General features: G+C 60.0%; 22 protein-coding genes and 1 pseudogene. 13 read left to right on the top strand and 10 right to left on the bottom strand.

All coding sequences use genetic code 11. The annotated features are described in order from the left end of the window. From mnmG to ACWISF_RS08055, 3 genes are all read left to right on the top strand, one after another. Positions 1-1,806 (top strand): tRNA uridine-5-carboxymethylaminomethyl(34) synthesis enzyme MnmG (mnmG, locus tag ACWISF_RS08065; RefSeq protein WP_448381073.1); only part of this gene is annotated, 1,806 nt, incomplete at its 5' end. Further along, positions 1,803-2,585: a hypothetical protein gene (locus ACWISF_RS08060; protein WP_448381072.1), complete on the top strand. Its 783-nt coding sequence runs from the start codon at positions 1,803-1,805 to the stop codon at positions 2,583-2,585. The genes mnmG and ACWISF_RS08060, both read left to right, overlap by 4 nt. 27 nt (positions 2,586-2,612) lie before the next feature. Further along, positions 2,613-2,969: a hypothetical protein gene (locus ACWISF_RS08055; protein WP_448381071.1), complete on the top strand. Its 357-nt coding sequence runs from the start codon at positions 2,613-2,615 to the stop codon at positions 2,967-2,969. Positions 2,970-3,023: 54 nt separating this feature from the next. Here the strand turns inward: ACWISF_RS08055 and ACWISF_RS08050 are convergent, their stop codons facing one another. The 3 genes from ACWISF_RS08050 to ACWISF_RS08040 are packed head-to-tail and all read right to left on the bottom strand — an operon-like array spanning position 3,024 to position 6,019. Then, a complete protein-coding gene (locus ACWISF_RS08050; protein WP_448381070.1) occupies positions 3,024-4,613 on the bottom strand; it encodes a glucose-6-phosphate isomerase in 1,590 nt (529 codons plus the stop codon). 34 nt (positions 4,614-4,647) lie between these two features. Next, positions 4,648-5,379, bottom strand: coding sequence for a nickel pincer cofactor biosynthesis protein LarB (gene larB, locus ACWISF_RS08045; protein WP_448381069.1), 732 nt, complete (start codon positions 5,377-5,379; stop codon positions 4,648-4,650). Continuing rightward, entirely contained in the window at positions 5,324-6,019 is a 696-nt protein-coding gene (locus tag ACWISF_RS08040) for a class I SAM-dependent methyltransferase (RefSeq protein WP_448381068.1), read from the bottom strand. The genes larB and ACWISF_RS08040 overlap by 56 nt, the downstream gene beginning before the upstream one ends. 11 nt (positions 6,020-6,030) lie before the next feature. On the opposite strand from ACWISF_RS08040, the gene ACWISF_RS08035 reads away from it, so the two are divergent. From ACWISF_RS08035 to ACWISF_RS08025, 3 genes are read left to right on the top strand one after another with little or no spacing between them, the layout of a single operon-like run. Next, the gene (locus ACWISF_RS08035; protein ID WP_448381067.1) at positions 6,031-6,678 is read left to right on the top strand and encodes a rhomboid family intramembrane serine protease; all 648 of its coding nucleotides are present in this window, start codon (positions 6,031-6,033) and stop codon (positions 6,676-6,678) included. A gap of 44 nt (positions 6,679-6,722) precedes the next feature. Continuing rightward, the gene (locus ACWISF_RS08030) at positions 6,723-7,469 is read left to right on the top strand and encodes a response regulator transcription factor (protein WP_448381066.1); all 747 of its coding nucleotides are present in this window, start codon (positions 6,723-6,725) and stop codon (positions 7,467-7,469) included. Next, positions 7,469-8,599 (top strand): ATP-binding protein, encoded by a 1,131-nt coding sequence (locus tag ACWISF_RS08025; RefSeq protein ID WP_448381065.1) that lies wholly within the window; start codon positions 7,469-7,471, stop codon positions 8,597-8,599. Before ACWISF_RS08030 ends, ACWISF_RS08025 begins: the two co-directional genes overlap by 1 nt. Here ACWISF_RS08025 and ACWISF_RS08020 read toward each other — a convergent pair. The 6 genes and pseudogenes from ACWISF_RS08020 to grpE all read right to left on the bottom strand — a co-directional run bounded on the left by ACWISF_RS08020 (position 8,539) and on the right by grpE (position 15,826). After that, complete coding sequence (locus ACWISF_RS08020; RefSeq protein ID WP_448381064.1) at positions 8,539-9,426, bottom strand: FTR1 family iron permease; 888 nt, start codon at positions 9,424-9,426, stop codon at positions 8,539-8,541. The genes ACWISF_RS08025 and ACWISF_RS08020 overlap by 61 nt on opposite strands. Positions 9,427-9,433: 7 nt before the next feature. Continuing rightward, positions 9,434-10,876, bottom strand: a complete 1,443-nt coding sequence (locus ACWISF_RS08015) for an FAD-linked oxidase C-terminal domain-containing protein (protein WP_448381063.1) — start codon at positions 10,874-10,876, stop codon at positions 9,434-9,436. 2 nt (positions 10,877-10,878) lie between these two features. Next, a complete protein-coding gene (locus tag ACWISF_RS08010; protein ID WP_448381062.1) occupies positions 10,879-11,103 on the bottom strand; it encodes a DUF6761 family protein in 225 nt (74 codons plus the stop codon). Between the two features lie 108 nt (positions 11,104-11,211). Further along, positions 11,212-12,972 carry a M61 family metallopeptidase gene (locus ACWISF_RS08005; RefSeq protein ID WP_448381061.1) on the bottom strand — a complete coding sequence of 587 codons (1,761 nt, stop codon included), beginning with the start codon at positions 12,970-12,972 and terminating at the stop codon, positions 11,212-11,214. Positions 12,973-13,022: 50 nt separating this feature from the next. After that, positions 13,023-14,885 (bottom strand): annotated as a pseudogene (gene dnaK / locus ACWISF_RS08000) (molecular chaperone DnaK); the annotation flags it as partial. Positions 14,886-15,040: 155 nt separating this feature from the next. Further along, positions 15,041-15,826, bottom strand: a complete 786-nt coding sequence (gene grpE, locus ACWISF_RS07995) for a nucleotide exchange factor GrpE (protein ID WP_448381060.1) — start codon at positions 15,824-15,826, stop codon at positions 15,041-15,043. Positions 15,827-16,091: 265 nt separating this feature from the next. Here grpE and ACWISF_RS07990 point away from each other — a divergent pair, with 265 nt between their 5' ends. The 5 genes from ACWISF_RS07990 to ACWISF_RS07970 all read left to right on the top strand — a co-directional run bounded on the left by ACWISF_RS07990 (position 16,092) and on the right by ACWISF_RS07970 (position 22,257). After that, on the top strand, positions 16,092-18,101 hold the full coding sequence (locus tag ACWISF_RS07990; protein WP_448381059.1) for a GspE/PulE family protein: 2,010 nt from the start codon (positions 16,092-16,094) through the stop codon (positions 18,099-18,101). Positions 18,102-18,136: 35 nt separating this feature from the next. Next, positions 18,137-19,249 carry a type IV pilus twitching motility protein PilT gene (locus ACWISF_RS07985; protein ID WP_448381058.1) on the top strand — a complete coding sequence of 371 codons (1,113 nt, stop codon included), beginning with the start codon at positions 18,137-18,139 and terminating at the stop codon, positions 19,247-19,249. A 51-nt stretch (positions 19,250-19,300) separates the two neighbouring features. Next, the gene (locus tag ACWISF_RS07980) at positions 19,301-20,527 is read left to right on the top strand and encodes a type II secretion system F family protein (RefSeq protein ID WP_448381057.1); all 1,227 of its coding nucleotides are present in this window, start codon (positions 19,301-19,303) and stop codon (positions 20,525-20,527) included. A 615-nt stretch (positions 20,528-21,142) separates the two neighbouring features. Next, positions 21,143-21,493: a single-stranded DNA-binding protein gene (locus tag ACWISF_RS07975; protein ID WP_448381056.1), complete on the top strand. Its 351-nt coding sequence runs from the start codon at positions 21,143-21,145 to the stop codon at positions 21,491-21,493. After that, the gene (locus ACWISF_RS07970) at positions 21,490-22,257 is read left to right on the top strand and encodes a prepilin peptidase (protein ID WP_448381055.1); all 768 of its coding nucleotides are present in this window, start codon (positions 21,490-21,492) and stop codon (positions 22,255-22,257) included. Before ACWISF_RS07975 ends, ACWISF_RS07970 begins: the two co-directional genes overlap by 4 nt. 76 nt (positions 22,258-22,333) lie before the next feature. Here ACWISF_RS07970 and ACWISF_RS07965 read toward each other — a convergent pair whose 3' ends face one another. Continuing rightward, positions 22,334-23,137 carry a sulfurtransferase gene (locus ACWISF_RS07965; protein WP_448381054.1) on the bottom strand — a complete coding sequence of 268 codons (804 nt, stop codon included), beginning with the start codon at positions 23,135-23,137 and terminating at the stop codon, positions 22,334-22,336. A 136-nt stretch (positions 23,138-23,273) separates the two neighbouring features. Between ACWISF_RS07965 and ACWISF_RS07960 the strand changes: the two genes are divergently transcribed. Together ACWISF_RS07960 and ACWISF_RS07955 are read left to right on the top strand one after the other, a co-directional pair. Next, positions 23,274-24,911, top strand: coding sequence for an ABC1 kinase family protein (locus ACWISF_RS07960; RefSeq protein WP_448381053.1), 1,638 nt, complete (start codon positions 23,274-23,276; stop codon positions 24,909-24,911). A 62-nt stretch (positions 24,912-24,973) separates the two neighbouring features. Further along, positions 24,974-25,774, top strand: an 801-nt coding sequence (locus ACWISF_RS07955; RefSeq protein ID WP_448381052.1) for a chloride channel protein, incomplete at its 3' end; no start/stop codon positions are given.

Below are 25,774 nucleotides of genomic sequence, written 5' to 3'. Positions count from 1 at the left end.
GCACGTTTGGGCTGTCGCACCCTGCTGTTGACTTTGAATTTAGACCGGATTGCCTGGCAACCCTGTAACCCGGCGGTGGGAGGACCGGCCAAGTCCCAGTTGGTGCATGAGGTGGATGCCTTAGGGGGCGAAATTGGCAAGCTGACCGACCGCACCTATTTGCAAAAACGGTTGCTCAACCATTCGCGGGGGCCGGCGGTGTGGGCGTTGCGGGCGCAGACGGATAAACGGGAATACAGCCGCTTGATGCGCCACGTAGTGGAAAACCAGCCCAATTTGTGGCTGCGCGAGGGCATGGTGACGGATTTGCTTCTGGGGCGGAATGACGAAGTAATCGGGGTGCGTACCTATTTCGGGGTGAATTTCGGCGCGCAGGCGGTGATTCTCACGACCGGGACGTTTTTGGGCGGGCGGATTTGGGTGGGAAATCAATCCATGCCTGCGGGCCGGGCGGGGGAATTTGCGGCTGAAGGGTTGACGGCCAACCTAAAGCGATTGGGGTTTGAGGTGGGGCGCTTGAAGACGGGCACGCCGGCGCGAGTGGACAAACGCACAGTAGATACCACCCATTTGGAGCCGCAACCGGGGGATGAGGTGGTGCGGTGGTTTAGCTTTGACCCGGAAGTGTGGCAGGAGCGGGAACAATGGCCCTGTTATCTTACCCGCACCACCAGCGAAACCCATCGTTTGATTCGGGAGAATTTGCATCTTTCGCCGGTGTATGGGGGCTGGGTGGATGCCAAAGGCCCCCGCTATTGCCCCAGTATTGAGGATAAGATTGTGCGGTTTGCGGATAAGGAATCCCACCAAATTTTTCTGGAACCGGAGGGGCGGGATGTCCCGGAACTGTACGTGCAGGGGTTCTCGACGGGTTTGCCGGAAGCGCTGCAACTGGCTTTGTTGCGCACGTTGCCGGGGTTGGAGCGCTGTGTCATGCTGCGACCGGCCTATGCGGTGGAGTACGATTACTTGCCTGCGACCCAATGTCATCCAACCCTGATGACCAAAAAAATTCAGGGGTTATTTTGTGCGGGGCAAATTAATGGCACGACGGGGTACGAAGAGGCGGCGGCCCAGGGCATTGTGGCAGGGATCAATGCGGCGCGGTTTGTGGCGCAAAAGGAATTGATTGTCTTTCCCCGCGAGCAAAGTTACATTGGCACGCTGATTGATGACCTGTGTACGCGGGATTTGCGGGAGCCGTACCGGATGCTCACGTCCCGCTCGGAATACCGTTTGCATTTGCGTTCGGATAATGCGGATGAGCGCTTAACGCCCTTGGGCCGGGAAATTGGTCTGATTGACGACCGGCGCTGGGCGCTTTATCAGGAAAAACAGCGGCAGATTGCGGCGGAACAGGAGCGGTTGCGCCAGATTCGTATCAAACCCCATGACCCGCTGGTGGCGCAATTGCAGGCGATGGGGGAACCGGTGCGCACGGCGGTAACCCTGGCGGAATTGCTCACCCGTCCGGGGATACACTACGAGCATTTGCAGGATTGGGGGTTAGGGGCGCCTGGGCTCGAACGTTCGGTGTGGGAAAGTGTCGAGATTCGTTTGAAGTATGCGGGTTATTTGCAGCGGCAGAGTCAGCAGATCGAGCAGGCGCAAAAATATAGCCAGCGGCGTTTACCGCCGGATATTGACTACCATCGCATTACTACGCTATCTATGGAAGCGCGGGAGAAATTGGCCCACGTTCGCCCCCTCACCCTTGGTCAAGCTGCCCGTATTGGTGGTGTCAATCCCGCGGACATTCACGCTTTGATCATCTATCTGCAATTACATCACCGGATGTCGGCATGAACGATTCTCTGCCTGATGCTGAGTGGGTGGCCGAGGCGGAAGCCGTCGTGGATGAGATGTTTGACCGTCTGGCGGAGCCGCTGCCCCCGCGGTGTTTGCCCCCGGCGGGTCAGCCCTTGGCTTTGCGCCAGCCGCTGACCAGCACGATGGTGGTTGTGGCCTGCAACCCGTTGCCGCCTGCCGACCCGGAGCAGATTTTAACGGCGGCTTTTGTGGATGTGCCGGCGCAACGGTCCACGCCCTGGTGGGTCTGGCTGGGGTTGGGGCTGGTGGTGATGTTGGCGACGTGGTATGGGCGACAGCAATGGCAAGCGGCGCGCACCCCTACCCCCCCGCCACCGGCGCATCAGGAATTTATTACCTATCTGGAGCGGGCATTGACCCGGATTCCGGTTGCACCTACCCCTGCGGTGACGGCGGCGAAAACCCCGGCGCCTGCAGTAGCTGCCCTACCCCCACCCCCGCCGGTGACGGTGATGCCTGTGCCGCCAGCGCCGGTGCGGCAAGCACCTGTTCCCCTGCCCGTGCCCTCGCCAGCAACGTCAAAGGTGACTCCTACGACGCCCGTGGCGACCCTGATTGGCCTTTTGGAGATGGGCGCGGGTTCGGTTGCCCTGTTTCAGGTCGGGGAGACCACCCAGCAGGTGGCCGTGGGGAGTCAGGTGGGGCAAAGTGGCTGGTATCTCCAGGCGGTGCGGGCGCAGGAGGTGGTGCTCAGTCGGGGCGGCCAAACCCGCACCCTGCTGGTCGGGCAAGGGATTGGCGATGAACCGCAGTAACATGAGTGCCGGCGGCAAGGAGTGGCTATGAATGAGTGGTGGCAACAGCTCCATGATGTGGTGGTCGCAACGCTCCGCGAGTGGGAAGCCGCCTGTCAGGACTGGTCAGAACAGTTGGCAGCCTGGGACGCCCAACTCGACCAAACCCTCTGGGAATGGGAAGCTCCCCTGGCGGAAACAGCAGCCTGGGTGGAAGGTGCGCTCATTGCTTTGCTGCAACCCCTGGCCCAGACCCTCGACCCGCTGGTGATGGACCAGCCCGCCTGTGTCGGCTGCAAACACTACCACGGTCAGGTGTACAACGGCCAAATTTTTGTCTGTGCCATGCACCCCTACGGCGTGGGGTCAGAGACCTGCCCCGACTGGGAAGCCCTGTGGTCTTAGCGGGATCATGGCACGTGCTGCCATTGCCGACGCCTGTGCTCTGTCACGACGCGCTTATCCCTGCGGACGGATGAGCAAGGCAGTCAGTTTGTCCCGATCCCCGATGAATTCCACCCCCCGTTGGTTGGCTTCCAGATGGCGCAGGATTTTGTAGATCGTTTCGATTTCCGCCGGTGCTTGAACCGCTTGCGCTAATTCTTCGAGGGTGAGTCCGTGGGGATGCTCCCGCAGGGTTTTCAGCAAGCGGCGTTGCAGTTGCAAAATGGCACTGGCGGCTTTTTTGCCCGCTTCTACCCCCGGCTGATGGTAGGCATTGACGTTGATAAGCGAAGCATACAAACCCACCGCCCGTTCGTACAGGGCAATCAAGGCGGCCACGGTTTTGGGGGTGACGTCCCGCAGGGTAATGGTGATGGATTCGCGACCGTTTTCATACAGGGCCTGCCGGGTGCCCTGCAAAAAGCCAAAGAGATAATCGCCGGTGGTAATCCCCGGTTCGATTTCCCAATCCTCGCCGTCTCGGTCCTTGAGCACCTCGATAAACGTGACAAAAAAGTTATTTAATCCCTCGCGCAATTGCTGCACGTAGGCGTGTTGGTCGGTGGAACCTTTGTTGCCATAGACCGTGATGCCTTGGTGGACAACCCGGCCATCCAAATCCTTTTCCTTGCCCAGGGATTCCATGACCAACTGTTGCAAATAGCGGCTCAGCAGACTCAGGCTGTCTTTGTAGGGCAGGATGACCATGTCTTTGCGCCCGTGCCCCTGGCCTGCCGCATACCAGGCCAAGGCCAAAAGCGCTGCCGGATTTTGCCGCACTTCGGCGATGCGGGTGGCCTGGTCCATCTCCCGTGCCCCCCGCAACATCTCCCGGATGGGAATCCCCTGCAAGGCCGCCGGTACCAGCCCCACCGTCCCCAATTCCGAGGTGCGCCCCCCCACCCAGTCAAACATGGGGAAACGGGCCAGCCACCGCTCCTGTTGCGCCGTTTGGTCCAACTCGCTGCCGGGCATGGTCACCGCCACCGCCTGGGGGGCAAACAACCAGTCCCGCTGACGAAACACCCGCTGCAGTTCCCGCATCCCGTTGCGGGGTTCGGGGGTGCTGCCGGATTTGGAGGTGACCAGAATCAAACTGGTGCGCAACCGGTCTCCCAAGGTCTGCACCAGGCGGTCAATGCCTGCCGGGTCCGTATTGTCAATGAAATGAATGGCTAAAGGCGGATGCACGGGGGCCACCGCCTGCGCCACAAACTGGGGACCCAGGGCAGAACCGCCAATGCCGATGGCCACCACATCGGTAAACCGTTCCCCCTGGGCGGTGCGGATTTCCCCTTGATGCACCTGCTGGGCAAACTGTTCGACCCGCTCGACCGACTCGCGAATATCCCGCTGGATTTCCGGGGTAGGCGCCAAATCCGGGTCCCGCAACCAGTAATGCCCCACCATGCGCTGCTCGTCGGGGTTGGCCATGCTGCCGCTTTCTAAAGCCGCCATATCCTGAAACGCCCGGACAAACCGCGGCTGGAGTTCCCGGTACAATTCGTCCGTTAGGCTATCGACCCGGCTGATATCCAAGTAGAATTCCAGGCCGCTGTGGTAATACAACCAGTCCTGATACCGCTGCCAGAGCGTCGGTGCCATGGCTGTCCCCCAACCAAACCCAGGCGGTTTTATCTTAACATCCCCCTGCCCAGCGTGCCGCCAACCGCAGGATTTGCCCTGCCAGGACTGCCGCCCCAAAGCCATTGTCAATGTTGACCACCGCCAGCCCCGGCGCGCAGCTATTGAGCATGGTCAGCAAGGGGGCCAAGCCCTGCCACTGCGCCCCGTAGCCAATACTGGTGGGCACGCCAATAACCGGCACCGAACTTAACCCCGCCACCACCGAGGGCAAGGCTCCTTCCATCCCCGCCACCACGATCAGCACATCGCAGGGCTGTATCTCCGGCCATCGCCGGAGCAACCGCTGAATTCCCGCCACCCCCACATCCCGAAAAGACCGGCTCTGAAACCCCAGATACTGCAGGGTCACCAGGGCTTCCTGCGCCACCTTTTGGTCTGCGGTTCCGGCGGTAATCACCCCCACCAACCCCGGCTGGCGCACCGTTGGGGTACCCAACAACAGGGTTTCCCCCACAGGGTCATAGGCCAACGCCCGACTGTCCAACTGACTTTGAACCACCTGGGCCACTGCCGGCGCAATGCGCGTTGCCAGCGCCAGGCCATGGCGTTCGTATATTTGCTGTAAGATGGCAGCAATTTGTTCTGGCGTTTTCCCCGACCCCCACACGACTTCAGGTACACCCGTGCGGGCGGCCCGCTCCCAGTCCAAATGGGCAAAATCACCAAGGTCAAACGGGCGCATAACCCCCAAAAATCGCCACACCAAACCATTGCCAGACCACATCCACCCCCACGAATCCCGCCGCCTGGAGCAATGCCAACTGGGTGGCCAGGGTCGCCACTTGGTCTTGGCTGGAGGTGCCGCAGGGTTGCACCACGCCCCGTTCCGGGAGGGGTTCGCAGGAGGTGCATTCCTGGCGCACCCGTTGGTACAAGGCGGCGCTGTGAGGATGGGGCGCCAGCACCGGGTCGGCATTCCAAAAGCAACCGCCCGGGCGCAGGTGGGCCAAAATCTGGCGGAACAATTGCCCTTTTAGAGCATCGCTCAGGTGGTGGATGGCCAGGGAAGACACACAGGCATCCACTGGGGCAATCGGGGGGAAATCCTGGGGGTTGAGCGCCCAGGCCCCGAAATCGGCGGTGATGAAGGTGGTCTGGGTTGGGGGTAATTTTGCCTGCGCCTGCTGGAGCATCGCCGGGGAATAGTCCATGGCAATAATATGCACCTGGGGCAGCCGTTGCCGAATCCGGGCGCTGAGATTGCCCGTGCCGCAGCCCAGGTCCAAGATGCGGCTGGCATCCGGGGGCACGCAGTAACTCAAGGCGGTCAAAAGCTGGTCATAATAGGGAAGCAACCGGCGGATGCCCTGGTCAAAGTCCTGGGCGTGGGCAAACACTTCCCCTGGGCGAATGGTGACCGACACGGTGACTCCTGATGTTTCCCCTTTACGACGATAACCCAACGGGGCATACCCCGGTGATGACCTACGGGTTGATCGCGGTGTGTGTGGTGGTTTTTGCCTACCAGGTGGGTTTGGAAGCGGCCGAACTGAAACCGTTTGTGCAGACCTGGGCGGTGATCCCGCGGGAGTTGTTTGCCCATTTTGACCGGGAGTGGTTTACCCTGGTAAGTTCGCAGTTTCTGCACGGCGGCTGGGGGCATCTGGTGGGCAATATGTGGTTTTTGTGGCTGTTTGGCAACAATGTGGAAGATGTCCTGGGGTGCTGGCGGTTTTTGGGGTTTTATTTGCTCTGCGGCGTGGTGGCGGCGTTGGTGCAAGCGGGGGTGACGGCGGGTTCAGGTATCCCGCTGATTGGTGCCAGTGGGGCGATTGCCGGGGTGATGGGGGGCTATATCGTGCGGTTTCCCCACGCCCGGATTCATACCCTGGTGGTCCTGGTGGTGTTTATCACGGTGATGCGGATTCCGGCGGTGGTGTATTTGGGGTTGTGGATTGTTTTTGAGACCCTGCGGGCGGCGGCGACCGAACCGGGGGTGCCGGGGATTGCCTATCTGGCCCACGTGGCGGGGTTTTTGGCGGGGGCGGTGCTGTTGCCCCTGTGGCCAGAACGGCAGGATTGATTTGGCGGTAAGATGAAAGGGCAGGGTTTTCCCCGCGATTGCCCATGCAGGCTGTGGAGCTGACGGATGCGCCGGTGGCCTTGGCTGAGGCGAACCGGATTCTGGTGGTGGAAGATGAGGACTTGATTCGGGAAATGTTGCACCTTTCCCTGACAGAGGAAGGTTATTGTGTGACGGCGGTGGCCGATGGGCGGGCGGCCTTGGAGTTGTTGTTGCAAACGGAACCGACCCAACCGGCGCCGCCGTTTGATCTGGTGGTGTTGGATTTGATGTTACCCCAGGTCAACGGCCTGGATTTGTGTCGTTTGTTGCGGCGGCAGGGCAACGCTACCCCGATTTTGATCCTCAGCGCCCGCGGCAGCGAAACCGACCGGGTGTTGGGGCTGGAGGTGGGAGCGGACGATTATTTGGTCAAACCGTTTAGCACGCGGGAGTTGATCGCCCGCTGTCGCGCCCTGTTGCGGCGGCAAAAACAAAATTATCTGCCCCAGCCGACGGTATTGCACTACAAGGAGATTTATCTTTATCCCCAGCAGTGCCGGGTGACGGTGCGGGGAGAACCGGTGAATTTGTCCCCCAAGGAGTTTCGCCTGCTGGAGCTGTTTATGAGTTATCCCCGCCGGGTGTGGTCGCGGGAGAGTTTGTTGGACCGGGTGTGGGGGCCGGATTTTGTGGGGGATAGCAAAACCGTGGACGTGCACATTCGCTGGTTGCGCCAAAAACTGGAGCGGGACCCCAGCCACCCAGAATACATCCTGACGGTGCGGGGCTTTGGCTACCGCTTTGGGTGATGCAATGGCTACAGGCATGGGGCAAGGTGTTGCGGCGTAGGTGGCAGCCCCAGGTACGTCCGCCGGATTTGCCCTGGGCGGAGATGATCGAGTGTCTTCCCTATGGCTGTCTGGTGGTGGATGAGGAAAACCAACTGCTCTTGTGCAACCCGGCAGCGCGAGAACTGCTGTGTTTGCACCGCTGGTCACCGGACCAACCCCGCCTGCTTTTGGAATTGGTGCGCTCGTATGAACTCGACCAACTGATCCAGCGCACCCGCAGCCAGAGCACCCCCTGTACGGAAGAATGGGTTTTTTACCCGCCTCCTGCGGAAGCGGCGCCCGCCCCGCTTGCCCTGCGCGCTATAGCCCAACGCCTGTCCCAAGGGCAGGTGGTGGTGTTTTTGGAAAACCGCCAAACGCTGTGGGAACTGACCCAGGCGCGGGAACGGTGGGTCACCGATTTAACCCACGAACTGAAAACCCCCCTGACGGCCATGCAACTGGTCGCCGAAGCCTTGCATCAACGCCTCGAACCCCCTTTGCAAACCTGGGTCACCCGCTTGCAAGGGGAACTGGAACGTTTGATTCAACTGGTCCACAATTGGCTGGAAGTGGCGCAAGGGCGTCGTTCGGTGCGCAACCCGACCCCTGTGGACATCGCCGCGTTGGTCCACAGCGCCTGGCAAACCCTAGAACCCCTGGCGCAACGGAAAAAGCTCCGCCTGGATTACACAGGGCCGCCCCACCTTTGGGTGCAAGGGGATGAATTGCGCCTGTATCGGATGTTGTGCAATGTGCTGGATAACAGCATCAAATACAGCCCCCCAGAGGGCGCGATCCAGGTCACGTTGACCCCCCAGCCATCCCAACACCAGGTGCATATTGACGTGATTGACCAGGGGCCGGGCTTTCCCGCCGCCGACTTGCCCCACCTGTTCGAGCGCTTTTACCAAGGGCAACAGCATTCCCCCTGCTCTGAAAGCGGCACGGGACTGGGATTGGCCATTGTCCGCCAAATTGTCGTGGCCCACGGGGGAGATGTGCAGGCGCGCAACCATCCCACCACCGGCGGCGCTTGGCTGCACATTCAACTGCCCTGGACCGCAGAATCTTTGGCAGAAGCGGAAACCGACCGGAGCGACCGATAGTACAAGGTGCCCACAATACCCAAAAACCCCCCATACGCCAGCGCCTGCAGCAGGTACAGGTGGTCCCGATAACCGAGCAGCACCTTGAGCAGCAATCCCGGCCCTTGTCCATCCGGCAGCCAAGCAGACGTATCCCAAACCAGCACCCCCAGCCCTGCCCCCGCCGTTGCCACCGCCTTACTCAGATGCCAGAGCGCGCTGACCAACAGGCCGCCCACAATCAGCAACAGGCCGCTGCCCATGACCAGAAAGAATTGGCGCAACGGCAAGCGCATCCCCAGCCCAAAGAGCAGGTAACCCACCAGCACCGCACCGACGACCCCTGCCATGGCCCCTGTAAGCGGTAGCCACCCTTGCTGAAACTGGGCGCCGATAAATATCACCGTCTCCATCCCCTCGCGCAACACCGCCGCCAGGACAATCAGCCCCACCCCCCAGCCCTGGCGTTGCGCCGCCACCTCTTGCCGGATGACCCCCGCCATTTCCCGTCCCTGCCGGGTCATCCACAGCAACATCCAGGTCAACAACCCGGCAGCCAACAGTTCCAAACCCGCCTCCACCCCGTACTGCACCCGCGGACGCATCTGGGTCAGATGCTGCAACCCCACCACCAACAGCCATCCCCCCGCCAGACTGCAACCGACGCCGCCAACCACGCCCGCGCCCACCCAGGGGTACAAATCCCGACGCCGGGTTTGGGCCAAAACGGTCACCACGATCCCCACCACCAACGCCGCTTCCACCCCCTCCCTCAGCGTGACCAGCACACTGGGCAACGCCAAGGCCCAATCCCCTGGCCAAGCGATGCCAAACCCCCTCACTGCCATCTCCCCCTCAATACACCGCTACACCGGGAAAGCGCTGCGCCGCCTGCACCCGTTCCCCACAAGTGCGGGGCGTGGGAAAAATTTTACCGGGATTGGCCAGGTGGTCCGGGTCAAACGCCCGCCGGAGCTGCTGCATCGTCTCCAAATCCGCCGGGGAAAATAAATCGCTCATGTAACACCGCTTTTCTACCCCCACGCCATGCTCCCCGGAAATACTGCCCCCCGCTTGGATGCACCGTTGGAGAATTTCCCCCCCCAGCCGTTCTACCGCCTCGAGCGCCCCCGGCACCGACTGGTCAAACAAAATCAACGGGTGCAAATTCCCATCCCCGGCGTGAAACACATTGGCAATCCGATAGCCCCACGCCCGGCTTAGCCGCTCAATCTCCTGCAAAATCCAGGGCAACTGACTGCGGGGCACCACCCCATCCTGCACGTAGTAATTGGGACTGATGCGCCCCATCGCCGCAAACGCCGCCTTGCGCCCCCGCCAGAGTTTGTCCCGTTCCTGGGGGTCGGTTGCCACCTGGATGCCCCGCGCCCCGTTGGCCTGACACCAGGCCCGCACCTGCGCCATCGCCTCGGCCACCTCCCCCGCCAACCCGTCGAGTTCCACCAGCAAGACCGCACCCGCGTCCCTGGGGTAACACCCGGTGGCCACCACATCCTCCACCGCATTAATGCTCAGTTGGTCCATAATTTCCATCCCTGCGGGAATAATCCCTGCGGCAATGATGGCCGACACCGCCGCCCCCGCCTGCGCCACCGTCGGAAAATCCGCACACAACACCTGCACCGTCTCCGGGGCCTTGAGAATGTTGAGCGTCACCTCCGTGACAATCCCCAGCGTCCCCTCGGAACCCACCACCACCCCTGTCAGGTCATAGCCGGGCTGTTCCGGCACCATCCCCCCCAATTCCACCACCTCGCCCAGCCCCGTCACCAGGGTCAACCCCAGCACATGGTTGGTCGTCACCCCGTACTTGAGGCAATGCACCCCGCCGGAATTTTCCGCCACATTGCCCCCCACCGAACACACGCTCTGGCTCGACGGGTCAGGCGCATAGTAAAACCCCTGGCCGCTGACCGCCTGCGTCACCCAACTGTTGATCACCCCCGGCTGCACCACCACCCGGCGGTTGGGCACATCCACCGCCAGAATCTGCCGCATCATCGCCGTCACAATTAGCACCGCCTGTTCTTCCGGCAGCGCCCCCCCCGACAGCCCCGTACCGGCCCCCCGCGGCACAAAGGGAATCCCGTATTTGCGGCAAATTTGGATGGCCGCCTGCACCTCCGCCGTCGTTTTGGGCAACACCACCAGCGGCGGGCGTTGGCGATAGCTGGTCAACCCATCGCACTCATACACCAGCAACTCTTCCCGCCGCCGCACCACCCGTCGGGGTTCCAGACAACGGGCCAATTCCGCCGCCACCTGTTCCCAGTCCACCCCTAAGGCACCCCCGTTAGGTTCGCCGGGTCGTACATAAACCGCAACGCCTCTTCCTCCAAGCGATGCACCAAATAGGGTTCCAACACGCTCCCGTGCCGCAGGGCCGCCAAATAGCCATCGAGGTACAACCGCAGTTCATCCAGGGAATACCCCCGCTGGCGCAATTCCACCAGGGCATCCGTCAAGCGCTGATAGAAACGAATCGCCCGTGCGTCCTGCCACATGACCCCCTCCCGGCAACCGCCGCCCTGCCCCTAACTCTTTCTTATTGTACTGAATTCTCTCTTTACGTTTGGCGGCCCTGGGCAGGCGTCTGGACGCTGCCGTGCACATTATTCCTGACGAAATATCTCGCTTCCTAACCAACCCATTCCCAGGGCCTGCTGGCTGGGCGTCGGCTGGGCCATCGGGACAAGCTGATACCGTTCTGGCACCGGTTCCGCCAACGTCACCTCCACCTGCCGCCATTCCTCCCGCCGAAACACCGCCACGGTCACCCGTTGCCCTGGCGTGAACTCCCGCAACTGCTCCGGCCAGCGCTCCCGCCGCACCCGTTGTCCGGCCACCATCACCAATTCATCCCCTGGGTCAATCCCGGCCCACCAGGCTGGGGAATGGCGCACCACCTGTTTCACCACACAGCACCCCGGTTCCAACGTAATCCCCAAAAACGGCGTTGGTTCCAGAAGCGGTCGCAACTCCAAGCCAAAATCCGCCAGGGCTGCCGCCAAGGGCAAAGGCGTTAACCCCGTGATGTAATCCCGCCAAAAATCGGTCACCTCCTCTGCCAACACCGCCGCCACCGTAGCCTGCAACTGCTCAGGGGTAAACCCCATGCCCGAACAGCCAAACTCCCGCCACAGGGCCTGCATCACATCATCAAAAGAACGCTGATTGGCATATTTGTGGCGAATCTTCAAATCCAGCAACAAGGTCACCAACGCCCCTTTCACGTAATAAGAAATTTGACTATTGGGGCTATTGCCATCCCGGCGGTAGTATTTAATCCAAGCATCCCAACTTGCCTCGCTCAAACTTTGCACCTCCCGCCCCGGCGTTTGGTAGTAACGGGTAATTTCTGCCGCCAACAATTCCAAAAAAGTGTGGGCATCGTAAAGCCCCGCCCGCCAGGGCATCACCAAATCGTAATAACTGGTGGTTCCTTCACAAAACCACAGGGACGTGGTGTACTGCTCCCGGTCGTAGTCGTAGGGGATAAATTCCCGGGGTTGCAACCGTTTTACATTCCACGCATGGAACAACTCATGGGCCACCAAATTCAGAAATTTTTGATATTTGTGCCGGTCACGCAGCCCCGACGAACTATAAATTAAGGCGCAGCAATTTTTATGCTCCAACCCACCGTAGCCCTGGGTAGTTAAATGCAAGAAAAAAACATACCGTTGATAGGGCAAACCCCCAAACAGCGCCGCCTCCGTGGTGATGATTTGGGTAATATCCCGACGCAACCGGTCCACCTCACAGGTTAAGGGACCCGCTACCGCCAAACGATGGGGAACATCCGCGACCACAAAATCCTCAATAAGCACATGCCCCGTGACGATAGGGCTATCGACGAGGGTGTCGTAATCCGTGGCCAGAAAGCGGTGTGGGTCCAAGGGGTCCAACGCGGTCACAACCGGCCAATGTTCCTGCGGGGGAACCACCACAATTTCACTGGCCTGGTGTCGCCATTGAGGAATGTATAAAAACGTCGCCGCCCCATGAATATAAACGTACTGTTCATCGACGTAGTTGGTGCGCACAGATAATTCATTGGCATACAGGTAATACTGCACCTGAATTTCCGATACGCCCGCTGTGCAAATTTGCCAGTGATTTTTACTGACTTTTTGCCACGCCAACCCCCCCTGCACCTGCAATTGTTCCAGATGACGGGCGTATTCCCGCACCAGATAGGAACCGGGCGTCCACACCGGCAATTTCAGGTCCAGTACCGGCCCTGCCCACCCCGAAATGTGCATCTGCACCAGCAAATAATGGGTCGCCGGATGCGGGGCAGAAACCTGATAGCGAATGGGCATGGGGCTATGTTCCACCTGGGGATTGGTGACCAAAATGCGCGTTGACACCTTGTCCTGACCCCAACGCCCCCCTCCCCAGACCAACCCTACTCCAACCGCTCAAAATCGCTCCCGGCCGTTCCCGCCGTCACCGCCCCCGGATTCGTACTCCGCCGGTACACTTCCGCCCCCATCTGGCTCAGGCTTTGGTTCAACTGGTGCAACTCCCGGCGGAAATCGTCTAAAGACACCTGAGAGTCTGCCATCAACCGGCGAATCCGCCCCACCCGCGCCGCCGCTTCCGACTTCACCGCCTCATTAATGTACATCCCATGCTCCCGCAGCGTGGTTTCGTACGTCGCCAACAGGGCATCCGCCTGATTTTTCAACTCCGCCAATTCCCGCCGTCTCTGGTCCAACTCCGCATTGAACGTCGCCTCCAACGTCATGCGTTTAATTTCTTCCGCGCTCAAACCCCCGGTGTTGGTCAACCGCACCGACTGACTGCGCCCGGTGCCCTTGTCCATCGCCGTCACCTGCAAAATGCCGTTGGCGTCAATTTCAAACGTCACCTCAATCTGGGGCACCCCCCGCGGCGCTGGCGGAATACCCGTAAGCTCCAACCGCCCCAAACTCTTGTTGTCCGCCGCCATCGGGCGTTCCCCTTGCAAAATATGCACCTCCACCACCGTCTGGTTGTCCGTCGCCGTGGAAAACACCTGGGAGCGGCTGGTGGGAATGGTGGTATTGCGCTCGATAATCCGGGTAAACACCCCGCCCAAGGTCTCAATCCCCAACGACAAGGGCGTCACATCCAACAGCAACAGGTCCTTGACCACCTCATTCTTGCCCAGAATCCCCGCCTGCACCGCCGCCCCGATCGCCACCGCCTCATCGGGATTCACCGACTTTTCCGGCGCCTTGCCGTCAAAATACTCCTGGATGGCCCGCTGCACCGCCGGAATCCGCGTCGAACCCCCCACCAACAAAATCCGGTCAACATCCCGCGGCTTCAGCCCCGCATCCCGCAGCGCCTGCCCCACCGGGTCCAACGTCGCCTGCACCAAATGCCGGGTCAACTCCTCAAATTTCGCCCGCGTCAATTCCACATCAATATGCTTGGCACCCGTCGCATCCGAGGCAATAAACGGCAGATTAATGTTCGTGACCTTGGCGCTCGATAGCTCAATTTTGGCCTTTTCGGCCGCCTCCCGCACCCGCTGCAAAGCCATCTTGTCCTCGCGCAGGTCAATCCCTTCCTGCTCCTGGAACTCCCGCAACAACCAATCCACCAAACAGGCATCAAAGTCATCCCCGCCCAGGTGGTTGTTGCCCGCGGTGGCAATCACCTCAAAAATGCCATCCCCTATCCGCAAAATCGAGACGTCAAACGTCCCACCCCCCAGGTCAAACACCAAAACCGTCTGCTCCTGGTCCTGCTTGTCCACCCCAAAGGCCAACGCCGCCGCCGTCGGTTCGTTGATAATCCGCAACACCTCCAACCCGGCAATCGTCCCCGCATCCTTGGTGGCCTGCCGCTGGGCATCGCTAAAATACGCCGGCACCGTGATGACCGCCTGGGTCACCGGCTCCCCCAAAAAATGCTCCGCATCCTGCTTCAACTTCTGCAAAATAATGGCGGAAATTTCCTGCGGCGTGTACACCTGATTGCGGACTTCCACATTCACCGTGTTGTCTTTCCCCGGCACACATTTGTAGGGCACCCGCTTGCGCTCTTCCTCCGTCTCGGCCCAACGCCGCCCAATAAACCGCTTAATACTAAAAATCGTATTTTCCGCATCCGTCACCGCCCGCCGCTTGGCCGGTTGCCCCACCAACCGCTCCCCAGACTTGCCAAACCCCACCACACTAGGGGTCGTGCGCCCCCCCTCGGAATTGGGAATCACCGTGGCCTGCCCCCCCTCAAGCACCGCCACGCAACTGTTCGTCGTCCCCAAATCAATACCCACGATCTTCGCCATAGTCCCCACCTAGCCCGTCCGAGAAGGAATGTCTGGAGCAACGCTGGATATATAATTCCCAAACCATCAGTGATAACGATCACCTACAGGGTAAATAATTTTGAAGCCGGGGAGTCGCACCTTCCTGTACTGTACCCCAAGGTCAGGGGGTTGCGCTAGTCGGTGGCTTCCGTGGTCGGTGCTGCGGGCATGCCGGTGGATACCTTGACCAGGGCATGGCGCAGAACGCGCTCTTCTTCGCCCACCTTCAGGAAATAGCCCCGCCGCAATTCCTCAATCACAATCCCTTCGGCGTACTCACTGCTGGCTTCTTGCAGGATCGCTTCGTGGCGGTTGGGGTCAAAGGGCTGCCCCTTGCCGGGGATGGGTGAGACCCCCAAGCGCTTGAGCCCCTCCACCATCTGCTTATAGACCCCTTGGTAATTCTTGTGAATGGTCATCCCTTCTTCGGTCTCCGGGCGGATGTGGGTGCGCGCCCGCTCAAAACTGTCCACCACCGCCAGCAATTCTTCGAGGACCTTGGCTTTGGCCTTGAGGCCGGCTTCCTCCTGCTCCCGCTGCACCCGGCGACGGTAGTTCTCAAAATCGGCGGCCAACCGCACCAGTTGCCCCCGCTGTTCCTCGCTTTGCTGGACCATTTGGGCAAGTTTTTGTTCCAAAGCGGCGTATTCGGCCTGCAAAGCAGCGTAGCGCTCCCGTTCCTGACGCAATTCCTCCGCCAAGGTGGCAGCACTGGCTTCTTCCCCTTCCTCGAGGGTGAATTCGCCAAAGGTGGCCGGTAGGGGCTTTTCCGCCACCTCAGTCTCAGACGCAACGGGAACCTCTGGCGGAGCTGCCGGTTCTGCTGCCTCACCTGGCGATGCAGGCGCCTCCGGGGCAGAGCTTGCAGCGGCAGACGGGTCGGGAAGCACATCCTCGGGCTGGGAACCTGCATTGACCATAGACCACACACCAGCAACAGAACTGGGAATCATGGAATCACTTTTTCTAAATTAACATTCTCCCCACCCCCCCTGGCGACTCCCACGCCAGCCAGCTTGGTATCCCCTACAGGTCATAGAATTTATTTTACCCAGAGACAAAACTGCAACATACATAACCCCAAAAATCAGCAAAGTGTGTAAAAGTCTTGGGGAATCGGGGCAAAGCGTGTAAGCTAGGATTATCACCAAGTCCCATTTGTATCCCCACAGAACGTTGCTTTTTATGACTGAGACCTCCACTCCCATCCAGCGCAACCGGGCGTTAGTCACCCAGCAGACCGGGTTAAGTCCGATTGGCAAAGAAATTATTAAGAAAGGGATTGCCAACCGGGAACAGATTACCAAGGCGCTGCAAAAGAGCCGCGAAGAGGGGCGTCCCCTGCCGGAAGTCCTGCAACAGTTGACGGGCAAGGCGTTACCGGTGGAACTGGTGCGTCAGTACAAGCGGCAGCAGTTGTTTGAACTGAAGGTGCTCTACGGGGTGGAATCCCTCGACCCGGAATTGACCCCTATTTCCATGGACAATGTGCGCGAGTTGGTGGGGAATTTGATTCCTCTGGAAACCTGTCGGCGGTACAGTTTGATGCCGGTGGCGCGCACGGAGGGGGAAAACCCCAGTTTGATTGTGGCGATGGTCAACCCGGACAATCTGCAAGCCCTCGATGAACTCAATCGCATCACGCGGGCGAAGGGGTTGCGGTTGCGCCGCCGGGTGATTGCCCAGGAGGATTTCCTGCGGTTGCTCAACCAGTATGTCAACGAGGTGCAGGCCAAGGCGGCCAGCGCCACCCAGAGTGTGGAAATCGTCACGGACATTGACCTGTCCCAATACGAGGAGTTGCAGGAAGCCAAGGAAGAGGAAGAGGTGGATTTGGCCGAGGCGCTCGCGGGGGCAGACGAGGCACCGATTGTGGCGCTGGCCAACAATATTCTGGCCAAGGCTTTGACCGAGGGGGTCTCGGATATTCACATCGAACCCCAGGAGGACTACCTGCGGATTCGCTTTCGCAAGGATGGGGTGTTGCGCCAGGGGTGGGAAAATTTGCCCAAACAGGTGATCCCGGCGGTGACCTCCCGGTTTAAGATCATGGCGAATTTGGATATTGCCGAGCGGCGGTTGCCCCAGGACGGGCGGATTCGCAAGGTATTTCAGGGGCGCAAAATTGATTTTCGGGTCAACACCCTGCCCATGCGGTACGGGGAAAAAATCTGTATGCGGATTTTGGACAATTCCTCGACCCAGTTGGGCTTGGATAAGTTGATTACGGACCCGGAGACGCTGGCGATTGTGCGGGAGATGGTGAAGCGGCCCTATGGGTTGATCTTGGTGACGGGGCCGACGGGTTCGGGGAAAACCACGACGTTGTATTCCTGTCTTGCCGAGCGCAACGACCCGGGGGTGAATATCAGCACGGCGGAGGACCCGATTGAGTACACGCTGCCGGGGCTGACCCAGGTGCAGGTGATCCGGGAGAAGGGGATGGATTTTGCCACGATTTTGCGGGCGTTTTTGCGGCAGGACCCGGATGTGATTCTGGTGGGGGAAACGCGGGACAAGGAGACGGCCAAAACGGCGATTGAGGCGGCCTTGACCGGACACCTGGTGTTGACGACGCTGCATACCAACGATGCGCCGAGTGCGGTGGCGCGGTTGGCCGAGATGGAGGTGGAACCGCATATGGTGTCGGCGTCGCTGATTGGGGTGCTGGCGCAGCGGTTGATGCGGCGGGTGTGTACCGAATGCCGGATTCCCTACACGCCGACGGCGGAGGAACTGGCGCGGTTTGGGCTAAAGGGTTCGGGGCAGGGGTTGACCTTCTATCGGGCGAATACCCTTTCGCCGGAGCAGGTGCGCCAGGCCAAGGCGGAGGGGCGTCCGGTGTGCAGCAAGTGCAACGGGGCGGGCTACAAGGGCCGCTGTGGGGTGTATGAGGTGATGCGGGTGACGGAGCGGATTCAGTCCCTGATTACCCAAAATGCGCCGACGGAGGTGATCAAGGAAGCGGCGGTGGAGGAGGGGATGAAGACCCTGCTGGCCTACAGTTTGGAGCTGGTGCGCCAGGGGTTGACCACCCTTGAGGAGGTGGAGCGGGTGACGTTTACGGATACGGGGTTGGAGGCAGAATTGAAGGCGAAGCGCAAGCAGGGGCTGGTCTGTCGGAATTGCCATGCCAGCCTCAAGCCGGAGTGGATGGAATGTCCCTACTGTCTGACTCCTAGGTTTACGGAGTAGTTGGTGTTTGGTGCGGGCTGTAAGGAGGAACGGCGATGGAATTGATGATGGAAGATTTGATGGAGGAGGTCATCCAGCGGGGTGGGTCGGACTTGCACATATCGGCGGGGTTGCCTCCTTATATTCGCATTAGCGGCAAGCTCACGCCTACGGACCATCCGCCGCTGACGGCAGAGCAGTGCCAGCGGTTGATTTTTAGTATTTTGAACAACAACCAGCGGAAAATTTTTGAGCAGAACTGGGAGTTGGACTGTTCCTATGGGATCAAGGGGCTGGCGCGGTTCCGGGTGAATGTCTATAAGGACCGGGGGACGGTGGCGGCCTGTTTGCGGGCGTTGCCTTCGAAGATTCCCAGTTTTGAGTCGTTGAACCTGCCGCCGATAGTGCGGGAGGTGTCGGAAAAACCGCGGGGGTTGGTGTTGGTGACCGGGCCAACGGGTTCGGGGAAATCCACGACTTTGGCGGCGATGATTGACAATATCAACCGCACGCGGGCAGAGCACATTATCACGGTGGAGGACCCGATTGAGTTTGTCTATGAGTCGCAAAAGAGTATCATCCACCAGCGGCAGTTGAACGAGGATACCCGCAGTTTTGCCAATGCGTTGCGGGCGGCGCTGCGGGAGGACCCGGATGTGATCCTGGTGGGGGAGATGCGGGATTTGGAGACGATTCAGTTGGCGGTGACGGCGGCGGAAACGGGGCACTTGGTGTTTGGCACGTTGCATACCAGTTCGGCGGCGCAGACGGTGGACCGGATCGTGGATGTGTTCCCGCCGGAGCAGCAGCAGCAGATTCGGGTGCAGTTGTCCACGTCGTTGGTGGCGGTGTTTAGCCAGACGTTGGTGCGGCGGAAAAATCCCAAGCCGGGGCAGTTTGGCCGGGTGATGGCGCAGGAGATTATGGTGGTGACGCCGGCGATTGCCAATTTGATCCGGGAGGGGAAAACGCCCCAGATTTATTCGGCGATCCAGACGGGGGGTAAGTACGGGATGCAGACGTTGGAGAAGGTGTTGGCCGACTTGTACAAGAAGGGGGAATGCACTTATGAGGATGTGATGGCCAAGACGTCCAAACCGGAGGAGTTGCAACGTTTGATTGGCGGGGGCGCGGCGCCAGCGGGGGCTGCGGCCAAGTCCGCCCCGTAGGTTCGCTCGTTGCTGGTTGACCTTAACCTGTGATTGTGGAGGTAAATACCTATGCCGACCTACGTTGCTCGCACCCGTGATGCCCAAGGCCGTTCCCGGGAACGCCGGGTCAAGGCAGAAACGATCAAGGATGCCCGGACGTTGCTGCGGGAGGAGGGGCTGTTTGTCCTGGAGATTAAAGAGGCCAAGCCCTTTAATCCGATGGAGACGGAAATTGATATTTCCTTTTTGAGCAGTGTTACGGTCAAGGACAAGGCGGTTTTCTCCCGTCAATTTGCCTCGCTGGTGAATGCGGGGGTGCCCTTGGTGCGGGGGCTTGGGATTTTGGTGGAGCAGCAGACCAACCCGAAGATGAAAAAGGCGTTGGCGGCGGTGGCGGCGGATGTGCAGCAGGGGAGCAGTCTGTCGGATGCGATGCGCCAACACCCGGAAATTTTTGACAATCTCTACGTGGCGATGATCCAGGCCGGGGAAGTGGGGGGGGTGCTGGATGAGGTGCTGAACCGGTTGGCGAAATTGTTAGAGGATGCGGCCAAATTGGAGCAGCAGATCAAGTCGGCGATGACCTACCCGATTGCGGTGACCCTGCTGGCGGTGGGGGTGTTTTTGGGGATGGTGCTGTTTTTGATTCCCATCTTTGGGGGGATTTTTGAGAGTTTGGGGGGGCAATTGCCGGCCTTTACCCAGTTCATGGTGGATTTGAGTAAATGGATGCGCAACCCGGTCAACCTGGCGTTGATTGCGGCGGTGGTGATGGGGGCGATTGTGGGGTATAGCTGGGCCTACAGCACCCGCGCTGGGCGGGAGGTGATTGACCGGATTGCCTTGAATCTGCCGATTTTTGGCGACCTGATCCGCAAAAATGCGGTGGCGCGGTTTAGCCGCACGTTTGGGTCGCTGTCCCGTTCGGGGGTGCCGGTGTTGACGTCGCTGGAGATTGTGCGGGATACGGCAGGGAATCAGATTATTGCCAATGCGATTGAGGCGGCGCGGGAGGACATTCAATCGGGGGGGTTGATTTCCCTGGCGTTGCAAAAGGCGAATGTGTTTCCCAACATGGCGATTCAGATGATCAGCGTTGGGGAAGAAACCGGGGAATTAGACTCCATGATTACCAAGGTGGCCGATTTCTACGAATCGGAGGTGGAAGCGGCGGTCAAATCCCTCACCAGTATCATGGAACCGATGATGATTGCGGTGTTGGGGGGTCTGGTGGGTTCGATCCTGGTGGCGATGTATCTGCCGATGTTTAAGATCTTCGACCTGATCAAGTCTTAGGATGAGGGGGACGCATGGGCAATCGTTACCCAAAAACCGGGTCTCAAGCCCTGCCACATGCCTCCGGCACGGCTAACGCCTAGAGGCAGGGGAGTATGTCAGGTTAAGATTCCTTGCTTATCCTAGGGAGGTACGCCCTCAGGTAAGTTAAGGATTTATCATGAACGAGCGTGAATGATTGCATTTGCCCTGCTGTCGCTGAACTGGATGGGAACGGCACTACAGCGGCGACAGGGGACAATCATGTCCGCACAGTATTGCCGTTCGTAGCGAGGGTGAACTTCTGTTGGCAGCATCGCTTAGCTATAGCCATGCCTGAAAGTGTTGTATTTTCTTGCGAAACGGCTATATCTATGAACCATGGTGAAATTCCTGAATTTGCAATTCTTGGTAGATGGCAGGTGCTGCTGTATGAGAATCTCCAGAACCAGCCGCGATGGATGTTGTGTCCTTGGGACATTTCTCGTGACGACGACTCAATTGAGCGAGATAGCTTCAGGATGAATGTGAGACCATAGCCGAGGTTGGTGATGCAACCACCGTGCGGAGACAAGCGCAGGGCCGGGGTGGGTCGTGTTAAAACTTAAGTTGACATCACAGCACCAAGGAGGGGATATGAGCATCAATGTGGTTTCGTTAGTGGGGCGGGCAGGGCGTGACCCGGAGATTAAATATTTTGAATCGGGAAGTGTGAAATGCAATTTCACCTTGGCGGTGAATCGCCGCTCCAAGCGCACCGATGAACCGGATTGGTTTGATTTGGAGCTATGGGGAAAAACGGCAGAAGTCGCGGGCAATTATGTCCGCAAAGGGAGTTTAGTTGGGGTCAAAGGTGCGATTAAATTTGACCGCTGGATTGACCGCAATACGGGTGAAGAACGGCAAAAGATGTTCATTCGGGTCGAGCAGTTGGAGTTGCTGGGCAGTCGCCGGGAGGAACAGCCGGAGGAGGAAGAGGAACTTTGACGCTGGGGCCGTTGGTGGTGGTGCTGGGCGCCTGTGTGGGCAGTTTTTTGAATGTGGTGGTGTATCGTCTGCCCCGCCAACTGTCCCTGTGGTATCCCCCTTCCCATTGCCCTCGCTGCGGCACCCGGTTACGCCCCTGGGAGAATGTGCCAATTTTCGGCTGGCTGTGGTTGCGGGGGCGGTGTCGTTATTGTGGGGTGCACATTAGCGCCCGCTATCCCTTGGTGGAGGCGGCAACGGCGGCCTGGTTTGCCCTGGCTTGGTGGCGTTATGGCGCCAGTCTAGCCCTGGTGGGGGCATGCCTGTTGGGGGCGTGGTTGTTGGCGCTGGCGCTGATTGATGCGGACACCTTGACCCTGCCGGAGAGTCTGCTCAAATCCGGTTTGGTGCTGGGGTTGCTTTGGCAAGCGACGCAGGGATGGGCAGGGTTGGTAGGCGGTGTGACGGGCATGGTGGTGGGGTTGTGGCTGTTGGATATCGTGGGTTGGCTGGCCTCGGTGATCCTGGGGCAAACGGCCTTGGGGGGCGGCGACCCGAAATTGGCGGCGCTGTTGGGAGCCTGGTTGCATTGGCCGTTGTTGCTGGTGGCCTTGTTTATTGCCGTGCTGACGGGAGCAGTTGCCGGCCTGGGCGGACGACTCACGGGACGGTTGCAGGCAGGACAACCCCTGCCCTTTGGCCCGTTTTTGGCGTTGGGGGGCGCCGTTTCTCTGCTGTTTGGCGCCGACCTCCTGGAGTGGTATTTCGGCCTGGTGGGTTGGTGAGTCTAGGTTTACCCAAGTTTTTGGATAACAAACAGCCGCAAAGGGCAATTCGCGGCACGCCCTGTGGGCAATCGTTTCAAGGAGTGAGATAACGGCACCATTCGCTCCAGCCTCCCACGTAGAGCCGTCCAGGGGGATAACCGGCCCATTCCAGGGTAAGTAAATTCACGCAGGCGGTGACCCCTGAGCCGCAGTAGCAAATGACCTCCCGCGCCGGGGTGTTTACAGCTTGCCAGCGTTCCCGGTAGGGTTGGGGGGGCACCAGTTCCGTCCAGGGGAGATTCACCGCCCCAGGGATATGACCGGCCACCGGGTCGAGCGGCTCCCATTCGCCCCGATAACGGCGGGGTTCGCGGGCATCGACCAGCAGAATCGCCGGGTCGTCCTGGGCGGCCATCACCATTTCGCGACTGGCCAGGTACTGATTCTGGATGTGGGGGATGAAATGACCGCTGCGGGGTGGGGGTATGACCTGGCTTACGGGATAACCGCCTTGCACGTAGGCTTCCCAGCCGCCTGCCAACAGCGTAATCTGCGTGTGCCCCAGATAGCGCAACAGCCACCAGAGCCGCGCCGCATAGGGCAACCGCCCCTGGTCGTAGGCAATGACCTGGGTGGTGGCGGTCAACCCCATTTGATTCAGCTTGGCAGCCAAAGTGGCCACATCGGGCAAGGGATGCCGTCCACTTTGGGGGGTGACCGGGCCGGATAAATCCCGGTTCAGGTCCAGGTAATAGGCGCCGGGAATATGTCCGGTTTGGTATTGCTGCCAGCCCCAGTCCGGTTGCGTCAGGTCAAACCGGCAATCCAGGAGCAGTATCTGCGGGTCATCCAGACGTTCGGCTAAAGCTGCCGGGGTGATAAGGTGGGGCCAAGCCATTGGGCAGGAATGGATGCGTGCCCATAGTTTACCCTGCCTCCCGGTTGCCTTCCAAGAGCGCCCTGGGCCCGGCGGCGAACCTGTTACACTGAAAACCGGGTCATGTGCCTGGAAATTGGCCGTTACGAAAACCCTTATGCTCTCTGGTTTTGCCCGGACAACCGAACGCCAAGCAGAAATTGCCGAAGTACTCCTGCGCAATGGCTGGAAATTCATGCGGCAGTTGTTGCTGGGGAAAAAAGTAGGGGAGCCGGAACTGCCACCGCCAACCGTGTTGCGCCAGATTTTGGTGGAATTGGGGCCAGTGTATGTGAAATTGGGGCAATTGCTGAGTACCCGCGCGGATATTCTGCCTGCCCGTTACACCCAAGCGTTGCGTGACCTGCAAAGTAAGGTGCCGCCGGTGGATTGGCAGGAAATGGAGGTGATGATTCGCCGGGAATTGCCCCAACCCTATGGGACGGTGTTTGCCCATGTCAATCCCCAACCGGTGGCGGCCGGGTCGATTGGCCAGACCTACCGGGCTACGCTGACCGATGGGACGCCGGTGGCCCTGAAGGTGCAACGGCCGGGGATTGCCGCGGTGATTGACCAGGATGTGACGCTCCTGCGGTCGTTGGCGGCGTTGGCGGAACAGACCGATTGGGGGCAAAGCTTGAATCTGGTGGCCCTGGTGGAGGAATTCAGCGCCATGCTGGTGCAGGAGTTGGATTTTACCCAGGAGGCCCAGTTTACCCGCACGATTGGGACAAATTTGCAGCGGTCGCCTTGGCCGGAGGTGCGGGCGTTGCGGGTGCCCAAGGTGTATGGGGAATGGAGTACACCGCGGTTGCTGGTGCTGGAGTGGCTAGAGGGGTTGCCCTTGTTGGCCGGGTATCGCACAACGGCGCAAACCGAAGGACCTGCCATTGCCCGGATGGTGCTGCGGGCGTTTTTTCAACAGATTTGCCTGGATGGGCTATTCCATGCGGACCCGCACCCAGGCAATTTTTTCTATCTCCAGGGTGGGCAGGTGGCGCTGTTGGATTTTGGCAATGTGGCCAGTTTGGACCCCCGCACCCAGGGGTTGATGACGGAGTTGCTGTTGGCGTTGGTGATGCTGGAACCCCGCCGCTGTGTGCAGTTGACCTTGGAGTTGTCCGAGTCCCCCCGGCCCAATGACTTGAGTCGGTTGGAGCAGGATTTTGGGCGGTTGTTGCGCCGGTATTACCCGCGCAGTTTGGGGCAGGTGCAGTTTGGGCAGTTACTCCGGGATATTTTGGAGACGGCGCGGCAGCATCGGGTGCGGCTGCCGGGAACTTTGGGGATTCTGGCGCGGACGTTGGGTTATTTGGAAAGCATGGGGCGGGAGTTGGACCCCCAGTTTGATGTGGTGGGGGAAATACGCCCGCTGATGGGGCGGTTGTTACAACAGCAGTTGTTGGGCACGGATGGGATGCCGGTCCTGTGGCAGACGGCGTTGGATTTGCGTTCCCTGTCTTTGGATTCGCCCCGGCAGGTGGAATTGTTGCTCCAGCGGGTAAATTCGGAAAATTTGCGCTGGCAGGTGCATATCCCGGATGTGGAATTGCTCCAGCGGGCGTTGGATACGGCTTCGTCGCGGCTGGCCTACAGTGTGGTGGTGGGGGCGTTTATCATCGGGGCGGCCATTATTTTCGACCGGGGCCAGGCGAATATCCAGGTGTTTTTGGGGGCGGGGGTGCTGTTGGTGGGGGCGATGACCCTGGGGTTTTGGCTGTTGTTTCGTATCCTGCGGCCCAATCGGTTGCGTTAGGGAGAGCGTGTGACCAGGTGGGAAACCGCCTAGACTAGGAATAGCTGGGATTGCTGTAGAAGATGTCGGGTAGCCCATTACGGGGGCAAAAGTGGTGGGAACGGGTGTCCTTGTCCCCCGAGGTTTTGGTGCTGACTTTGGCGACGGTGCTGGGGGGGGGCACGGGACTCTGTGTGGTGGCGTTTCGCTGGCTGATTGACTGGGTGCATCGGGGGGCGTTTGAAACCCTCATGGGCTGGCTGGGGGGCTGGGGCGCCTGGAGTTTGGCGTTGGTGCCCTGGCTGGGCGGCCTGCTGGTGGGGGGCTTGGGGTGGTTGGTGCAACGGTGGCCGGTGTTGAGCACCCGCTATGCCCTGGGGCGGTTGGGGTTGGCGGCCCTGTCGCTGGGGATGGGGGCTTCCCTGGGGCCGGAAGGGCCGAGCGTGGATGTGGGGGTGCATTGGGGGCGCACCTTGGCCCAGCGGTTGCGGGTGTCCCAGGAGCGCAGTTTGGTGTTGCAGGCGGCGGGGGCGGCGGCGGGGTTGGCAGCGGGGTTTAATGCCCCCATTGCCGGGGCGTTTTTTGCCTTTGAGGTGGTCCTGGGCACCACATTTACCGGCTCGGCGGTGCCGATTGTCCTGCTGGCGGCGGTGGTGGGGGGATGGGTAGCGCAGGCGGGCTTGGGGGCGCAACCGGCTTTTAGTTTGCCGCCCTATGAGGTGCGCAGCCCCTGGGAATTGCCCTTGTATCTGGGGTTGGGGGTGTTGGCCAGCGGTCTGGCGGTGGTCTATACGGCGGCGGTGGAAGGGTGCAAACCGGGGGTGATCCGGGGGGTGCCCCGGTGGCTGCAACCGGCGGTGGGGGGGGCGGTGATTGGGCTGCTG

It is taken from the genome of Gloeomargarita sp. (assembly GCF_053491055.1).
The sequence above is the reverse complement of the archived record's forward strand: the minus strand, read 5'-3'. Positions and strand labels throughout refer to the sequence as shown.

What these genes read in the sequence shown, in the direction of transcription:
- ACWISF_RS08060 (WP_448381072.1), top strand. Translation starts at nt 1,803, where the DNA reads ATGAACGATTCTCTGCCTGATGCTGAGTGGGTGGCCGAGGCGGAAGCC.
- ACWISF_RS08055 (WP_448381071.1), top strand. Translation starts at nt 2,613, where the DNA reads ATGAATGAGTGGTGGCAACAGCTCCATGATGTGGTGGTCGCAACGCTC.
- ACWISF_RS08050 (WP_448381070.1), bottom strand. Translation starts at nt 4,613, where the DNA reads ATGGCACCGACGCTCTGGCAGCGGTATCAGGACTGGTTGTATTACCAC.
- larB (WP_448381069.1), bottom strand. Translation starts at nt 5,379, where the DNA reads ATGTGGTCTGGCAATGGTTTGGTGTGGCGATTTTTGGGGGTTATGCGC.
- ACWISF_RS08035 (WP_448381067.1), top strand. Translation starts at nt 6,031, where the DNA reads ATGTTTCCCCTTTACGACGATAACCCAACGGGGCATACCCCGGTGATG.
- ACWISF_RS08030 (WP_448381066.1), top strand. Translation starts at nt 6,723, where the DNA reads ATGCAGGCTGTGGAGCTGACGGATGCGCCGGTGGCCTTGGCTGAGGCG.
- ACWISF_RS08025 (WP_448381065.1), top strand. Translation starts at nt 7,469, where the DNA reads ATGCAATGGCTACAGGCATGGGGCAAGGTGTTGCGGCGTAGGTGGCAG.
- ACWISF_RS08020 (WP_448381064.1), bottom strand. Translation starts at nt 9,426, where the DNA reads ATGGCAGTGAGGGGGTTTGGCATCGCTTGGCCAGGGGATTGGGCCTTG.
- ACWISF_RS08010 (WP_448381062.1), bottom strand. Translation starts at nt 11,103, where the DNA reads ATGTGGCAGGACGCACGGGCGATTCGTTTCTATCAGCGCTTGACGGAT.
- grpE (WP_448381060.1), bottom strand. Translation starts at nt 15,826, where the DNA reads ATGGTCAATGCAGGTTCCCAGCCCGAGGATGTGCTTCCCGACCCGTCT.
- ACWISF_RS07990 (WP_448381059.1), top strand. Translation starts at nt 16,092, where the DNA reads ATGACTGAGACCTCCACTCCCATCCAGCGCAACCGGGCGTTAGTCACC.
- ACWISF_RS07985 (WP_448381058.1), top strand. Translation starts at nt 18,137, where the DNA reads ATGGAATTGATGATGGAAGATTTGATGGAGGAGGTCATCCAGCGGGGT.
- ACWISF_RS07980 (WP_448381057.1), top strand. Translation starts at nt 19,301, where the DNA reads ATGCCGACCTACGTTGCTCGCACCCGTGATGCCCAAGGCCGTTCCCGG.
- ACWISF_RS07975 (WP_448381056.1), top strand. Translation starts at nt 21,143, where the DNA reads ATGAGCATCAATGTGGTTTCGTTAGTGGGGCGGGCAGGGCGTGACCCG.
- ACWISF_RS07965 (WP_448381054.1), bottom strand. Translation starts at nt 23,137, where the DNA reads ATGGCTTGGCCCCACCTTATCACCCCGGCAGCTTTAGCCGAACGTCTG.
- ACWISF_RS07960 (WP_448381053.1), top strand. Translation starts at nt 23,274, where the DNA reads ATGCTCTCTGGTTTTGCCCGGACAACCGAACGCCAAGCAGAAATTGCC.